Source organism: Streptomyces sp. AHU1 (assembly GCF_045343905.1).
GTDB lineage: Bacteria > Actinomycetota > Actinomycetes > Streptomycetales > Streptomycetaceae > Streptomyces > Streptomyces triticiradicis.
This window is the reverse complement of sequence record NZ_CP174283.1, coordinates 2,218,041-2,233,752: the sequence shown is the minus strand read 5'-3', so window position 1 is coordinate 2,233,752 and position 15,712 is coordinate 2,218,041. Positions and strand designations below refer to the sequence as shown.

10 protein-coding genes and 3 pseudogenes are annotated in these 15,712 nt (G+C 74.2%); 8 read left to right on the top strand and 5 right to left on the bottom strand.

Translation table 11 applies throughout. The features are described from left to right. Positions 1 to 77 precede the first annotated feature (77 nt). Positions 78 to 803 carry a transglycosylase family protein gene (locus tag ACICHK_RS10215; RefSeq protein WP_406836651.1) on the top strand — a complete coding sequence of 242 codons (726 nt, stop codon included), beginning with the start codon at positions 78 to 80 and terminating at the stop codon, positions 801 to 803. A 119-nt stretch (positions 804 to 922) separates the two neighbouring features. Next, positions 923 to 1,279 (top strand): annotated as a pseudogene (locus ACICHK_RS10210) (transglycosylase family protein); the annotation flags it as partial. A gap of 229 nt (positions 1,280 to 1,508) precedes the next feature. Here ACICHK_RS10210 and ACICHK_RS10205 read toward each other — a convergent pair. The 3 genes and pseudogenes from ACICHK_RS10205 to ACICHK_RS10195 all read right to left on the bottom strand — a co-directional run. Then, positions 1,509 to 2,273, bottom strand: coding sequence for an ABC transporter ATP-binding protein (locus tag ACICHK_RS10205; RefSeq protein ID WP_406836650.1), 765 nt, complete (start codon positions 2,271 to 2,273; stop codon positions 1,509 to 1,511). Further along, a complete protein-coding gene (locus ACICHK_RS10200; protein ID WP_406836649.1) occupies positions 2,270 to 5,143 on the bottom strand; it encodes an ABC transporter permease subunit in 2,874 nt (957 codons plus the stop codon). The genes ACICHK_RS10205 and ACICHK_RS10200 overlap by 4 nt, the downstream gene beginning before the upstream one ends. A gap of 140 nt (positions 5,144 to 5,283) precedes the next feature. Continuing rightward, positions 5,284 to 5,748, bottom strand: a pseudogene (locus tag ACICHK_RS10195) (hypothetical protein); the annotation flags it as partial. Positions 5,749 to 5,870: 122 nt separating this feature from the next. On the opposite strand from ACICHK_RS10195, the gene ACICHK_RS10190 reads away from it, so the two are divergent. The 4 genes from ACICHK_RS10190 (at position 5,871) to ACICHK_RS10175 (ending at position 9,396) form a co-directional block, all read left to right on the top strand. Continuing rightward, positions 5,871 to 6,434: a hypothetical protein gene (locus ACICHK_RS10190; RefSeq protein ID WP_192582862.1), complete on the top strand. Its 564-nt coding sequence runs from the start codon at positions 5,871 to 5,873 to the stop codon at positions 6,432 to 6,434. Positions 6,435 to 6,440: 6 nt separating this feature from the next. Then, positions 6,441 to 7,721: an ABC transporter substrate-binding protein gene (locus tag ACICHK_RS10185; protein WP_151474994.1), complete on the top strand. Its 1,281-nt coding sequence runs from the start codon at positions 6,441 to 6,443 to the stop codon at positions 7,719 to 7,721. A 77-nt stretch (positions 7,722 to 7,798) separates the two neighbouring features. Further along, positions 7,799 to 8,815, top strand: a complete 1,017-nt coding sequence (locus tag ACICHK_RS10180) for a helix-turn-helix transcriptional regulator (protein WP_406836648.1) — start codon at positions 7,799 to 7,801, stop codon at positions 8,813 to 8,815. A gap of 365 nt (positions 8,816 to 9,180) precedes the next feature. Beyond that, on the top strand, positions 9,181 to 9,396 hold the full coding sequence (locus tag ACICHK_RS10175; RefSeq protein ID WP_151474996.1) for an I78 family peptidase inhibitor: 216 nt from the start codon (positions 9,181 to 9,183) through the stop codon (positions 9,394 to 9,396). Between the two features lie 91 nt (positions 9,397 to 9,487). On the opposite strand, the gene ACICHK_RS10170 is transcribed toward ACICHK_RS10175, so the two are convergent. Together ACICHK_RS10170 and ACICHK_RS10165 are read right to left on the bottom strand one after the other, a co-directional pair. Next, positions 9,488 to 10,531 (bottom strand): phosphatase PAP2 family protein, encoded by a 1,044-nt coding sequence (locus ACICHK_RS10170; protein WP_406836647.1) that lies wholly within the window; start codon positions 10,529 to 10,531, stop codon positions 9,488 to 9,490. Positions 10,532 to 10,804: 273 nt separating this feature from the next. Beyond that, positions 10,805 to 11,983: a glycosyltransferase family 39 protein gene (locus tag ACICHK_RS10165; protein WP_406836646.1), complete on the bottom strand. Its 1,179-nt coding sequence runs from the start codon at positions 11,981 to 11,983 to the stop codon at positions 10,805 to 10,807. A 272-nt stretch (positions 11,984 to 12,255) separates the two neighbouring features. Here ACICHK_RS10165 and ACICHK_RS10160 point away from each other — a divergent pair. Next, positions 12,256 to 13,810 (top strand): annotated as a pseudogene (locus ACICHK_RS10160) (MFS transporter); the annotation flags it as partial. Positions 13,811 to 14,517: 707 nt separating this feature from the next. Beyond that, positions 14,518 to 15,708, top strand: a complete 1,191-nt coding sequence (locus tag ACICHK_RS10155) for an acyl-CoA dehydrogenase family protein (RefSeq protein WP_406836645.1) — start codon at positions 14,518 to 14,520, stop codon at positions 15,706 to 15,708. Positions 15,709 to 15,712: the final 4 nt, after the last annotated feature.

The window sequence follows — 15,712 nt, the reverse complement described above, 5'->3', positions numbered from 1 at the left end:
AGCGTGACGGCCGCGTCCTACACGCAGGTCGTCGCGCCCCTTCCTGGGGGACCCCGGGTGTTTCGAGAGGGAAATACATGTCCGCATGTGCCGATAGCACTCACGAGAACGGTCACAAGGCTCGTACGGCGAACAAGACACGTACGACGGCGGTCCTCGCCGGGGCGGCACTGCTCGCCCCGCTCGGACTGCTCGCCGCGACCGGCGACGCCGCCGCGGCCGACAGTGGAGTGTGGGACCGCATCGCCCAGTGCGAGAGCGGCGGCAACTGGCACATCAACACCGGCAACGGCTACTACGGGGGGCTCCAGTTCTCCGCCGGCACCTGGCGCGCCTACGGGGGCACGGCGTACGCGCCGACCGCCGACAAGGCGTCCAGGAGCGCGCAGATAGCCATCGCGAACAAGGTCCAGGGCGCACAGGGGTGGGGCGCCTGGCCCACCTGCTCGGCCCGCGCCGGGGCCTACGGGAAGGCGCCCGGTTCCTCGGGCGCCGGGTCGTCCGCGGGATCGACGACCAGCAAGTCGGCCGGCAAGTCGGCCGCCAAGCCGGCCACCAGGTCCGCTTCCGGGCCGGCGCGCGAGCAGACCCGGCGGTCCGTCCCGGCGAAGACGCCGGACCGTGCGCCGGGCCACACCGGCCGCGGCTCGTCCCGGGGCGACTACACCGTCCGCGAAGGCGACACCCTGAGTGCCATCGCCGCGCGGCACGGGACCACCTGGCGGAAGATCTACGCCGCCAACCAGTCCGTGATCGGCGGTGATCCCGACCTGATCGTGCCCGGGCAGCGGCTCGACATCTGAGCCACGCTCCCCCTCGTCCCGGGCACAAGGCCCCATCCGGTCGTCCGACCGGGTGGGGCCCTGGGCGTGCCGGGCGCGGGCTGGGCGGGGGAGCGGCCCGCGCTGCTTAGCGTGGCGCGATGTCCTTCATGCCGATCAGGCGGATTCCGCCGACCGCACACACCGCGTCCGGGCTGCCGAGCGGACGCGCGCGGTACGCGGCCGCGGCCGCCGCCGTGCTGACCGTTCTCGTTCCCTGCGAGGCGAGAGCCGCGGCACCACCCTCGCTCCCCGGCCCCGGGGCGGTCAGGGGGGCCCGCGACTGCGCGAACGAGGAATGGCCCTGGGCCTGTCTCGCCGAGTGCGAGAGCGGCGGCCGCTGGCACGCGAACACCGGGAACGGCTACTACGGCGGGCTCCAGTTCCTGCAGTCCACCTGGGTCCGGTTCGGCGGGCTCGCCTACGCCTCCCGCGCCGACCTCGCCACCCGCGCCCAGCAGATCAAGATCGCGGAGAAGGTGCTGGCCGCCCAGGGCTGGGGCGCCTGGCCCGCCTGTTCCCGGTCGTACGGGCTGCAGGGCCCCTTCCACGTGGTGAAGTCCGGTGAGACGCTCACGTCGATCGCCCGCAAGTACCGGGTGGCGGGCGGCTGGCAGACGCTCTACAACGTCAACAGGAAGAAGATCGGCGGCAGCCCGGACCTGCTGGCCAAGGGCATCCGGCTGGTCATCCCGAAGGCCGCGGGCGCCTCCCGCGCCGGGGCTCCCGCCCGGTCCGGCCCGCACCTGAACCGGACGGTCCACGACCGGGCGGTCCACCACTCGAACCGGGTGACCCACCGCTCCGCACCGTCGTCTCGGCGGCCTCCCCACTGAACACGACCGCGCCGCGGCGCAGTTCGTGGACGTACGTCGTCCGGCCCGCCCGCTCGCGCAGTCCCGGCGGCAGCCGCTGCTCGGCGATCACCACACACGCGTCGAGAGCGCCCAGCAGCGCGTACGTCCGGGCCGCGACCGGCGGGGACATGCCCTGCGCGGGTTCGTCGACGAGCACCACGCGTGCGCGGGCCGACAGGGCGCGGGTCAGGGCCAGCATGCGCTGCTCGCCGCCGGAGAGGGTGCCCGCGCGGCGGTCCAGGAGCGGTGCCAGCTGCGGGTAGGCCTCCAGGGCGGCCGGGAGGCCGACCGCCCCGAGCTCCAGGTTCTCGCGGACGGTCAGCGAACCGAACACGGCCCGGCGCTCCGGGACGAGGCACAGTCCGCGCCGGGCCCGCTCGAACGCGGGCAGGCGCGTCACGTCGGCACCGTCCCAGACGACGGCGCCGCCCGACAGCGGAACGGCCCCGGCGAGGGCGCGCAGCACGGTCGTACGGCCGGAGCCGTTGCGGCCCAGCAGCACGGTGAGACCGGGGCCCGGGGCGACCAGGCTCACGCCGTGCAGGGCCTCCAGGGGGCCGTAGCGCACGCGCGCGTCGCGCAGGGCGATCCTCATCCGCCGCTCCCCGGGTCCAGGACACGGTCGGCGGGTCCCGAGGCGACGATCCGCCCGGCCGCCATGACGTGGACGGTGTGGGCCAGGTCGGCCACCAGGTCGAGATCGTGCTCGACGACCAGGAGGGCCGTGCCGTCCGCGGCCAGCGCCCGCAGCACCCGGGCCAGCGCGCTCACCTCGCCGGTGTCGAGACCGGCCGCGGGTTCGTCGAGCAGCAGCACCCGGGGGCTCCCGGCGAGCGCCCGGGCCAGTTCCACGCGCCGGAGCGTCCCGGTCGGCAGCCCTGCCGCGGGCAGCGACCGCACCGGCCCGTCCAGCCCGAACAGCCGCAGCGCCCGTTCCGCCGCGCCCGGGTCGGCGATCCGGCCCTGCTCGGCGCCCACGCGCACGTTCTCGGCCACGGTCAGCGACGGGAAGACCGCCAGTTGCTGGAAGGTCCGCGCGATCCCCAGCCGCGTCCGCGCGTGCGCCGCCAGCCGGGTGACGTCCCGGCCCGCGAGCAGCACCTGTCCGCCGGAGGGGCGCAGCGTCCCCGCGAGGCAGTGGAAGAGGGTGCTCTTCCCGGCTCCGTTGGGCCCCGCGACCGCGGTGATCCGCCCCGGCGGGACGTCGAGGGTCACCCCGTCGAGAGCGGTGAATCCCCCGTAGGCGACACGGAGCCCCCGGGCGGCGAGCGTCCCCGGGTCCGCGCCGCCGCGGAGGGCGGCTCCGGTCTTCCCCCGCCGCGACGGCCCGCCCCCGGCACCCGACGGCTTCCCCGCGCCGGCCGGCGCGGCGGGTCCCGTGCGCGGCCCGGCTCTTCGGCGAGTGGCCGCCGGGGTGGTGGGTCGCGGGCGTGGGCCGGGTTCCGGGCCGGTGCCCGTCGGTGGGGCGGGAGCCGGGCGCGGTGCGGGTTCCCGGTCGGCGCCGGCCGGTGCGGCGGGTCCCGGGTGTGGTCGGGGGCGCCCGCCGGTGCCGGCCGGCGCCACGGCTGCCGCGGCGGGCGGTGGCGCGGACGGCCCGGGCCGCTCTCCGGCGGCGGTGCGCAGGTGGCGGCGGGCGGCGAGGCCCACCGGGGTCAGGGTCGCCCGGCGTTCGGGACGGAGCCGGGACACCGCCGCGCGCAGCGCCTCGTAGGGGCCCTCGGGGAAGCGGCCGACGAGGACGGCGAGGAGGCCGATCAGAGCGGCGGCCACCCCGCCGCGGGCCCCCGCGTCGAGCCCGACCAGCAGGGCGGCGGCGACGAGCGCGCCGAGGACGTTGTCGGCGCCGAGCACGACGACCGCCGCGAACCAGAGCAGACTCCGGACCGGGTCGTACTCGGTGGCGTCGAAGGCGCGCAGGCCCATGCCGAGCATGCCGCCGCCGAGCGCGGCCAGCGCGGCCCCCGCGACGAACGCGGTCAGTTTCAGGGCCGGGACGCGGACGCCCGCCGCCGACGCGCCCGCCTCGTGGTCCCGCAGGGCGGCCAGGGCACGGCCCGGCCGGCCCCGGCGCAGCGTGTGCGCGGCGAGCAGGGCGGCGGCCAGCAGGACGAGTTCGAGCACGTAGTACGCGCGGTCCCCGCCGAATCCGGCCGGACGGCCCAGGGACAGTCCGGCCACCGCGTACGGCTGCTCGAAGACGAACCGGCTGACGCCCACGCCCACCGCGAAGGTGGCCACCGCGAGCGCCAGGCCGTGCCGCCTGATGGCCGGCCACCCGGTCAGCACGCCGAGCGGGGCCACCAGGAGCACGGCCACCGCCAGCGCGGCCAGTTCGGGCAGCCGCGGCAGCCCCGGGAACCGGCCCGCGGCCAGCAGCGCCGTGAACAGGGCGCCCAGACCGGCGTACGCGGCCTGTCCCAGCGAGATCTGGCCGCCGCGGCCGGTGACCACGACCAGCGACAGCAGGACGACACCGAGCGCGGGCACCTGCACCGACGTGTGCAGGTCCGAGCCCGCGAACCCGAGGGGCAGCAGGAACAGCACGACGGCCACCGCCCAGGCCCCGCCCGGCGCCGTCGCGCGCGCCGTCACCGGGCGGGGGAGCGCGGCACGGGTGCCGATGCCGGGCAGGACGAGCGCGGCGACGAGCAGCGCGACCACGAAGAGGTTGGCGCCGACCGCTTGCAGCAGCGGCCCCGCGGGGCCCGAGGGGTGCAGCCGGGTCAGCTGGCTCTGGGCGACACCGATGCCGAGCGCGACCACGACGGCGACGGGGAGACTGCGCATCCGGGCCGCCACGGCGACCGCCATCACCTCGATGACGAGCAGTGGCAGGCCGTACGGGTCGAGCCGCACGTACGGCGCGAGGAGCACGCCCGTCAGACCCGCCGTGAACGAGCCGAAGGCCCAGCCCGCCGCGGCCACCCGGTCCGCGTCGACACCGCCGAGCACCGCGAGCGGGCGGTCGTCGACGACCGCCCGCAGCTCCGTGCCGAAGCGGGTCCGGCGCGTCACCGCGCCCACGCCCGCGGCCAGCGCGACGGCCACCGCCAGCTGCCGCCACGGGTCGGCCGGCACCAGCGTCGGCGCGTCCGTCCGCGCGCCGGTGCCCCACACGAGCGCCGCCCCGCCGACCAGCAGGACGAAGACCCCGATGCTCGCGACCAGGGTCCGCGCCGGGTCGCCGCCGAGGAGGGACAGCGGCCGGAACACGAAGCGCTCCAGGACCAGCCCGATCGCCGGGGCCACCAGCAGCAGGGTCACCGGGGCGCCGAGCGCGAGCGGCCAGCCCCACTCGACCGTGAACTGGCGCAGCAGATACGCGCACACCATCGCGATCGCGCCGTGCGCGAAGTTGAGCACCCCGGTGGCCCGGTAGGTGACGACCAGCCCGATCCCGGTGAGCGCGGCGACGGAACCGATCGAGAGACCGGCGAGGGTGAGGTCGTACGTCAGCGAGGACATCAGCCGTCCGGGGCGGTGGGCGGACGCTCCGGGGCGGGCGGGCCGTCGGGCGCCGACGGGCGGCCGGGCGCGGCGGGCCGCCCGGTGAGGGGCGTGCCGCCGGAGGCGGGGGAGGGCGGCTCACCGTCGGAAGGGGTGCCCTCGGCGTCGGGTTCGCAGATCGGGCACGGTCCCAGGTCCCCGCTCGCGAGGACGCGCGAGTCGGCCGGCACGGCCTCCGGCTTCCCGGCGACCAGGGGGCAGTCGGCGCGGTGGTACAGGGTGCCGCCGGGCACCATGAGGAGGTCGCCGCTCACGGCCACCGGCGCGGCCGCCGGCCCCGGCTCCCCGTCGTCGGCGGATCCGGCGGCCACCAGCAGCCCGTACAGCTCCTCCACGCGGGCCGCCGCAGAGGCGTCGCCGCCGTGGGCGAGCAGCACCGCGCCGGCGATGATCAGCGCGGCGCCGGGCACCGTGCAGGAGGCGAGGTAGGGGAGCTGGCGTTCCGCGAACCGCTCGCCCGAGACGCCGTACCAGCCGATGACGCACAGCACCGCCCCGGCGGCCAGGGCGGCCCAGCCGGCCCACAGGACGGGGTGCACGCTCCGCAGTCGAGCTGTCCGCATCCGGACTCCCACACGTCGGGTATCTGTCCATGTCAGCCGATGGCTTGCACTATGCCCCCTGGAAGCTGACCCTGAAAGCACCGGGCGCTTGTGGCCCGGACCGACACCCGGTGGTGAGCCAGATGGTTCTCGGGAGCGACCTCAGGCGGGGGAACGTCAGAAGCGACCGCGGGCGGGGGCGCGTCAGGGCGGTGGCGGCGGGGGCGGTGCTCGTCCTCGCCGCGACCCTCACGGCGTGCAGCGACAACGGCGGCGGGAGTTCCTCGTCGTCCACACCCTCGGTGAAGAACTCCCCCAGCGCGCCGCCCGCCACGGCTCCGGCCGACCCGGCGGCGGCCCAGCAGGAGATCAAGCAGAACTGGGAGAAGTTCTTCGACCCGGCCGTCTCCGCGAAGGAGAAGCTGGCCGTCTTGGAGAACGGCGAGCAGATGGCCCCGGTGCTGCAGGGCTTCAACGGCGACCAGCGCGGTCAGCAGGTGAAGGCGGACGTGCAGAAGATCGAGTTCACCTCGCCGACCGAGGCGAACGTGACCTACACGCTCCTCCTCCAGGGAGCCACCGCCCTGCCGAACGCCTCCGGGACGGCCGTCGAGCAGAACGGCACCTGGAAGGTCTCCGCCAAGACGCTCTGCGCGCTGGTCCAGCTGAGCGGCAACGCCTCGGCGAGCCCCGTCCCGGGCTGCTGACCGGCGGTGCGGCGCACGGCGACCGGCGCCGCCGTCGCGGGCCTGCTGCTCCTGATCGGCACGGCCTGCGGCAGCCGGCTCCCCGAGAGCGACTTCGAGGACCGGGCCACGCCCGCGCCCCGGCAGTCCACGGCGCCGATCCGCGTCGGTGTCATCAGCAGTGCCACCAGCCCCGTCGGCGGCTCCGCCTTCACCGGACCGCGTGACGGGGCGAAGGCCTTCTTCGACCGGCTCGACGCCCGGGGCGGCATCGACGGACGGCGGGTCGAGGTGCGGACGTGCGACGACGGCGGCAGCGGCGTCGGCAACAACGAGTGCGTGCACCGGCTCGTCGACGAGGACGAGGTCGTCGCCCTCGTCGCCACCACCGCCCTCGACTACGCGGGCGCCTCCCGGGTCTCCCGCGCGGGCGTGCCCGACATCGGCGGCCAGCCCATCGGCGCCGCCTACGACACCTATCCGCACCTGTACGGGATCTACGGCAGCCTGGCCCCGCGCGAGGGCACCCCCGGCTGGAACGGCGAGCTGTACGGCGGCACCGAGGTGTACCGCTACTTCAAGCGCGTCCAGGGCGCCCGGACGGCCGCCGTCGTCTCCTACAACCAGTCCGCCTCCGCCGCCTACGCCCGCCTCGTCACCCAGGGACTGAGGGCCGAGGGCTACCGGGTCGTCCCGGAACAGGTCGACTTCGCGCTGCCCGACTTCCGCGCGGCCGCGGCCGACCTGAAGGCGCAGGGCGCCGACCTCGTCTTCGACGCCCTCGACACCCACGGCAACGCCCGGCTCTGCAAGGCCATGGACGACGTCGGCGCCCGTGTCACCGCCAAGGTGACCAACGTCCAGAACTGGACGTCCACCGTGCCCGAGGACTACAAGGACGCGCCGCGCTGCCGCAACGCGCTGTGGGCCACGGGCGCGAGCCGGAACTACGAGGACGTCGGCGACCCGGCCGTACGGGAGTTCCGCGACGCGACCGAGGGGCTGCCGGTCCACTCCCAGTGGCAGCTGGAGGGATGGGCCGCGGCACGGTGGTTCACGGACGCGGCGAAGTCCTGCCCCCCGTCGGGCGTCACCCGGGGCTGCGTCGACGCGTTCATGAACCGGGGCGCGCCCTACACGGCGGGCGGACTGCTGGTCCCCGTCACCTACGAGCGGCTGGCCGAGCCGCCGAGGACGCGCCGGACCTGCCTGTCGGTGGCCCGCTGGCGCGACGGCAGGGGCTGGGTCACCCAGGGCGACATGAACACGAACTGCTTCGACGTACCGCAGATCGCCTACCGGCCCTGAGGAGTGCCGGGGAGACCGGCGCGATCCCCTTCCTTCGCGGACAGTGGCTGTCCGCAAGGGCTGACAGACTCGGCGGCATGTTGGACACCTCCGCACGACTGCTGCGCCTGCTGTCGCTGCTGCAGGCCCACCGCGAATGGTCGGGCGCGGACCTCGCCGGGCGCCTCGGCGTCACCGCGCGCACGATCCGCCGCGACGTGGAGCGGCTGCGCGAGCTGGGCTATCCCGTCAACGCCAGCCCGGGCACGGGCGGCGGTTACCAGCTCGGCGCGGGAGCCGAGCTGCCGCCGCTGCTCCTGGACGACGACGAGGCCGTCGCGGTGGCCGTGGGGCTGCGCACGGCGGCCGGTCAGGGCATCGAGGGCATCGGCGACTCCTCCGTACGCGCCCTCGCCAAACTGGAACAGGTCCTGCCGAGCCGGCTGCGGCGCAGGGTCGGCGCGCTGAACGCCTTCACCGTGCCGATGCTGCGCGGCCGGCAGGCCTCCGCCGTCGACCCCGCCGTCCTCACCGAACTGGCCAACGCCTGCCGCGACAGCGAGCGGCTGCGTTTCGAGTACCGCGATCACGGGGGCTCCTCCACGCGCCGGACCGTCGAGCCGTACCGGCTGGTGTGCACCGAGCGCCGCTGGTACCTGGTCGCCTGGGACGCCGACCGTGAGGACTGGCGTACGTTCCGGGCCGATCGGATCACGCCCAGGCCGCCGCACGGACCGCGCTTCACGCCCCGTACGCCACCCGCCGAGAACCTGGCCGAGTACGTCTCCCGGGGCGTCTCCACCGGCGCGTACGCCACGAACGCCGTCGTCCGGCTGCTGGTGCCGCTGGAGGAGGCCGCCGCGCGGCTCTCGCCCCACGACGGGACCCTGGAGGCCTCGGGCGACGACAGCTGTGTCCTGCGCACCGGGGCGGCGAGCCTCGACGTCATGGTCGTCCACGTGCTGATGCTGGGCTTCGAGTTCGAGATCCTGGAGCCCGCCGGGCTCGGCGACGTGATCAGGGCGGCCCGGGACCGGCTGTCCCGGGCACTGGAGAGACAGGAGCCCGGGAGGCCGGGGGCCGAGGGGGTGCCGGGCGCGGCCCGGGTGCCGTAGCGGGAGTCCCGGGTGCCGACGGCGCCCGTGCGGGGGTTCTGTGTCCGAAGCGTGTATTTCCTATGCGGCGTCAGCTTCCGGGGTGCGGGACGGAATCGGAGGGGACCGGAATGCAAAAGCATCACCGAGCGTGCGCCGACGTGCCGCTCCGCACATTTCACAGGTCTATTCGCCGCGTCCGGACACCGACTCCGAATTACGTTCGAAGGCGTGCGGAACGCGGAAGGAGTCCCTCGCGGGAGTGATGGAGTTCGGCGAAACGCATGTCGTGGTCTTGTGACAGAAGTGTGACCGGCGGGGGACGGATGCCGCTCGGCCGCCGATCGGCCTTCCGCCGCCGGGGGCGGGCCGCCTAACGTGGCGGCATGGCACCCATTCCCCCCTCTCACGCAGAACCGCAGGACAGTCCGGAGAGCTATGTCGGACTGGAGGTGAGCAGTGCGCGGGAGCGCGCGCGGGAGCACGGCTGGCCGACGGTGCGTTCGTTGCCGCCCGGTGCGATCGTCACCATGGAGTACCTGGTGGGGCGGCTGAACTTCGAGGTCACGGACGGCACGGTGACGCGCTGCTGGAAGGGCTGAGTGCCGCCGCGCGACGTGCGAAGGCCCCCGGCTCGAGGAGCCGGGGCCTTCGCGGCGCGGGGAGAGGTTGTGCGTACCGGCCCCGCGGCTATCAGCTGCCCGTCAGCGGGCGGGCCTTCGCGGCGGCGGCCGCGCGTGCCGGACGGTCCAGGTGTGCCGGACGGTCCGGGTGGGGTGGTCGGCGGCTGCCCGCCGGTGTCACCGGGGTGCGTTCCGAGCGGGCGGTGTGCGGGCCCGGAGCCAGGTGGACGGGGGATCTGGACGGACGGGACGCGACGGTCTCGCGGGCCGGCGGCTCGCTGTCCACCGCGGCGGCCCGCGGGGACATGACCGGTACGACGGCCGGAGCGGGGAGCGGCGCGGTCGCCGCGCGGCCGCGACGGGAGCGCCACAGGTCGCGGAGCGAGAAGATCCCGGCCTCGGAGCGGGCGATGAGCGGCTCGCACCAGGGCAGCGCCAGCAGGATCAGCAGACCGGCGGCCCAGCCCAGCAGCACGTCGCTCAGCCAGTGCGTACCCAGGTACACGGTGGTGAGGCCGACGCCGAGCGAGGTCACGGCGGACAGCGCCGAGAGCCAGCGTCTGGCTCTCGGGGTCGACGCCAGATAGGCCAGGATCCCCCAGGTCACAACGGCGTTGGCGGTGTGACCCGAGGGGAATATGTCGCCGCCCAGACCCATCTCGTTCGAGCCGATGGTGATGGCGTAGTGCGGGCCGAGACGGCCCATGCCGAGCTTCGCGGCGCCGACGGTGATGTTGAGCAGCAGCAGGGACGCGCCCAGGGTGAGCAGCGGGCGCAGCGTGTGCTGGCGCCAGGAGCGCCAGCCCAGCCACGCGGCGACCATCACCGCGGTGGGGCCGCGCTGGCCGAGCACCACGTAGTAGTCCAGGAACGCGTGGATCTCCGGCCACTGCTGGTAGGGCCGGAAGAACATGACCTGCCAGTCGAACCGGACCAGCCAGGACGTGATCGCCACGGCCCACACGATCGCCAGGTAGAAGGCCAGGGTCGCCGCGAAGAGGACGACCCTGTGCCGGCTCATCCTCGGTACATCGATGTGGGCCGGTCGTTCCGGCTCACGGTCCAGCCGGGCGAAGACCCGGTCCAGACGGGTGAGGTTTCGTTCGGTACGCACTCAATCGACGTTACAGCGAGTGAGCTGCGCCCCAGGCCGATTCACTCGGTTTGTGATGACGATGTGATGTGGGATTCCTCTCAGGATCATGTTTATTTCCAATGAATCGCTAATCCCCGCACTGCGGAGCCTTCAATTCCATTGGTCGCCGAGAGGCTTCGAGTTTATGGCACTTTTATATTCGTTCACCGAAGGATGGGGTGGAATTCTCCGCCCCGCTCACCGGCCCGGTGCGGGACGGCGTCGGCCCGGTGCGGGACGGCACCAGGCCGGTCAGGGGGGCCCGGAACCGTTCAGCCAGAAGGCCCCGTACGTCGCCGAGGCCACCGCGGCGCCCCCGACGACCAGCGCCGACCTGGAGGTGCGCAGCCGGGCCAGGGCCAGGGCGAGGGGGAACAGGAGGGGGAAGGCGGGCAGCAGCAGGCGGGGCTTCGAGCCGAAGTAGCCCGACGCGCACAGGGCGAGCACGACGACGGTCCCCGTGTAGACCAGGAGCGCCGGCGGCTGTCCCTGACGTACGCATGCCACATAGAGCCACAGGACCAGCGCGACCCCGGCGGTCAGGGCGACACCTGCCGGGGCGGACGGGAGCGAGGTGAACTTCTCCGCCACGAAGCGCCCGAAGGCGTGGCCGCCGTCGAAGCCGTTGCGCCAGCCCGCCTGGACGTCGAGATAGCCGAGCGGGCCCCCGCCCGTGCGGTGCCCCACCCACAGCACGTAGCCGGCGGCGCCGAGCGGCGCGACGATCATGGCGAGGGCGCGCCGCCACGGGCGTGCGCCGTCCGTCCGGGGCGCGCTTCCGTCGTGCCGGTGTTCTCCCACGAACGAGGTAATCGCCGCGGCCCACAGGGACGCGGCCACCGCGACCCCCACCGGCCGGGTCAGTCCGGCGAACGCGGCGAGCAGCCCCGCGGTCGGCCAGCGGCCGGTCAGCGCCGCGTACAGCGACCACGCGGCGAGCGCCGTGAACAGTGACTCGCTGTACGCTATCGACTGCACGACGCCGACGGGCAGGAGTGCCCACATCAGTACCGCGCACACCCCGGTCCGGCGGCCGTGGACATGGTCGGCGACCGCGAAGATCCCCCATGCCGCGGCGAGCGAGGCCACCGCGGTGACCAGCAGACCGGCGTCCGGGTACGACAGGGATGTCACCGCGTGGACGGTCCGCTCCAGCCAGGGCAGCAGCGGGAAGAACGCGAGGTTCGTGTGCACGTCGCCGTTCGGGAGGCGGACCTCGTAGCCGTAGCCGAGCTCGGCGACCCTGGTGTACCAGAGCGAGTCCCAGCGCTCCGACAGCAGCCGGCGGGCGCTCCCGCCGTTCACCGCGCTCCAGGCGCCGAGGGCGGCGAGGCCCAGGGCGCGTACCGCCGCGTACCCGAGGAGGGCGGGTGCGGCCCGGCGCAGTGAGCCCTCGGGGCGCGTCGCGGCGGGACTCTCCGGATCGGTCACGGGCTTGATTATCGGCAGACCGCGGAACCGGCAGACCGCGGAACCGGCGGGCCGCGTACGGCGTGTCGGTGTGCGGGCGGCGTGGCGTACGCCACATGCCTGGTCAGCGAACGTGAGAGGTCCGCCACGTGTCACCGGCGAGAACTCGCGTACGCTGGCGGCTCACTCGCCTTTGTTGCGTGGGCCCGGGATTCCGCTCTCCGGGCCGCAGCCCCAGGGAGTCCCCACCCTGCGGATCCGCAGAACGCGAGGGAACCTCTGGAGGTACGTACATGTCCCGGACGACCACGGCCGCTGCGCGATGCCGTCGGGAAGCCGGAGCCGGTGCCAACCGCTGGGTCGTCCTCGTCGTCCTGTGCGTCAGCCTGCTGCTGGTCGCCCTCGACGCCACCGTGCTCCACGTCGCGGTGCCCGCGGTCACCGAGGACCTGAGGCCCGGCGCGATAGAGCTGCTCTGGATCGTCGACGTCTATCCGCTCGTCTGCGCCTCGCTCCTCATCCTCTTCGGCACGCTCGGCGACCGGATCGGCCGCCGGAGAGTCCTCCTCCTCGGCTACGCCCTCTTCGGCGTCGCCTCCGGCATCGCGGCCTTCTCCGGGAACGCGCAGCTCCTGATAGGCGCCCGCGCCCTGCTCGGCGTCGGCGGCGCGATGGTCATGCCCGCCACGCTGTCGATCCTGCGCGACGTCTTCCCCGACCGGCGCGAGCGGGCGCTCGCCATCGGCATCTGGAGCGCCGTCGCCGCCGTCGGCGCGGCGGTCGGACCGCTGCTGGGCGGCTTCCTCCTCGAGCACTTCTGGTGGGGATCGGTCTTCCTCGTCAACATCCCGCTGATGATCGTCAGCCTGCCGGTCGGACGGCTGCTGCTGCCCGAGTCCCACGGCGACCGCGACGGTCCCTGGGACGTGGCCGGGGCGCTCATGGCCGCCGCGGGCCTGTTCGGGCTCGTCCTCGGCGTGAAACGCCTCGGCGGCGGCGAGGCGCCCTTCGGCCCCTTCACCCTCGGCTCCCTGCTCGTCGGCGCGGTGCTGATGACCGCCTTCGTGCGGCGGCAGCGGCGGCGCGCGCATCCCCTGGTGGACCTGAGCATGTTCGCGCGTCCCGCCTTCAGCACGTCGGTGGGGTGCATCGTCCTCGCCATGCTCGCCCTGGTGGGCCTCGAACTGATCGCCGCGCAGTACCTGCAGCTCGTGCTCGACCTGTCACCGCTGCAGACCGGGCTGCGACTGCTGCCGCTGACCGTCGCGGCGATGGCCGCCGGTCTCGCGGGGGCGAGGCTGCTGCGCAGGTTCGGGCCGCGCGCCATGGTCTGCTTCGGGTTCTGCCTCACCGCGGCCGCCGTGGTCACGCTCACCGCGATGGGCGGGAGGGACAACGCCGGGCTGCTGCTCTTCGGCTTCGTGCTGCTCGGCTTCGGTCTGGAGACCACGCTCTTCGGGGCGTACGAGTCGATGCTGAGCGAGGCGCCGCAGGCGCAGTCGGGCGGCGCGGCGGCGATCGGCGAGACCTCGTACCAGCTGGGCGCGGGGATCGGAATCGCGCTGCTGGGGAGCGTGATGAACGCGGCGTACGAGCCCGGACTCTCGTCCGTCCCCGGGGTCCCGGCGGCCGACTCGGCGGCCGCGGGGCACTCGCTGGGCGAGGCCTACCAGGTCGCCGACCGGCTCGGAGGCGCGTCCGGCGCCGCCCTGCGGCACGCCGCCCGGGACTCCTTCGTGCACGGACTGCACGTGACGCTGCTGGTGAGCGCGGGCCTGTTGCTGCTGGGCGCCGTGATGGCGCTGCGGCTGCCGCGGATCATGGAGTGCGGGACCCCCGCGACGGACACCGGCGAGGTCCCGGCCACCTCGACGGGCACCGCCACGATCCCGGCTCCCGCGACGGAGGCGACGGGCCTCCCGGCTCCCGTGACGGGCACCGCGGGCTTCCCGGCTCCGGGCGGCGTTCCCGCCGAGGGCCGGGCTTCCGCGGCGGGCCCTGCCTGCGTCCCGGCCCAGGCGACGGCTCCCGCCGCGTTCCCGGCTCCCGCGAAAGGCGGCGTCGGCGGCCGGGCCTCCGGGGCGGACCCCGCCGACATCCCGTCCCCCCGGGACGTCGCCGGGACCACCGAGACCCGCGTCTCCGCCTAGGGCCTGTCGTTTGGATCATGCGGCGGTACGCGGGGCAGGGCACGCACATCTGCGGCGTTGTCGTCGGTTGCCGATGTCCCCCAGCCTTCGGCCGGGAGGTGCCCCCACCGCGTCGTCGTCCTCCTCCGCCTTGCAGCTGCACGCACCCTGCCCCGCTCGGCCCAGTCGACAAGGCACCGCGTCTCCATGCCGCCTGATCCAAACGACAGGCCCTAGGTCCTTCGGTCCCGGGGCCGGTACCACGCGGATGGTCCGGCCCCTTCGCCGCCGCTCGGGGGACCCGGGAGGGAGGCGCTCCCCGGGTGCCGTGCGAAAGTGCCCTGGACTTGCGGGACACTGCGTCGTAACGTCGGGCCGAGATCCTTAACTAGCGGTGCTAGTTATCACCCTCCCGGAGGCTGTCGTATGTCCGCGTCCTCGAAGCTGCCGTCCTTCGACCCCGCCGACCCGCTCGGGATCGACGACCTGCTGGACGCGGAGGACCTCGCCGTCCGCGACACCGTGCGGACCTGGGCCGCCGACCGCGTCCTGCCGTACGTCGCCGACTGGTACGAGAAGGGCGAGCTGCCCGTCATCCGGGAACTGGCGCGGGAGCTCGGCGGGATCGGCGCCCTCGGCATGTCGCTCCAGGGGTACGGGTGCGCGGGGGCCAGCGCCGTGCAGTACGGCCTCGCCTGCCTGGAGCTCGAGGCGGCCGACTCCGGCATCCGCTCGCTCGTCTCGGTGCAGGGCTCGCTGGCCATGTACGCCATCCACCGGTTCGGCAGCGAGGAGCAGAAGCAGACCTGGCTGCCCCGTATGGCCTCCGGCGAGATCATCGGATGCTTCGGACTGACCGAGCCCGACCACGGCTCCGACCCCGCCTCCATGCGCACGCACGCCAAGCGCGACGGCGGGGACTGGGTCCTGAACGGGCGCAAGATGTGGATCACCAACGGTTCCGTCGCCGGTGTCGCCGTCGTCTGGGCGGGGACCGACGACGGCATCCGCGGATTCGTCGTGCCCACCGACGCGCCCGGGTTCTCCGCCCCGGAGATCAAGCACAAATGGTCCCTGCGGGCCAGCGTGACCAGCGAGCTCGTCCTCGACGACGTACGGCTGCCGGCCGACGCCGTCCTGCCCGAGGTCGTCGGCCTCAAGGGCCCGCTCGGCTGTCTCTCGCACGCGCGGTACGGGATCGTGTGGGGCGCCATGGGCGCGGCGCGCTCCAGCTTCGAGTCCGCCCTCGCGTACGCGAGGACGCGCGAGCAGTTCGGGCGTCCCATCGGCGGCTTCCAGCTCACCCAGGCCAAACTCGCCGACATGGCCGTCGAGCTGCACAAGGGGATCCTGCTCGCCCATCACCTGGGCCGCCGCATGGACGCGGGACGGCTCCGCGCCGAGCAGATCAGCTTCGGCAAGCTCAACAACGTACGGGAGGCCATCGAGATCTGCCGGACCTCGCGCACGATCCTCGGTGCCAACGGGATCTCGCTGGAGTACCCCGTGATGCGGCACGCGACGAACCTGGAGTCGGTGCTCACCTACGAGGGCACCGTCGAGATGCACCAGCTCGTGCTGGGCAAGGCGCTCACCGGGCTCGACGCCTTCAGGTGAAGGG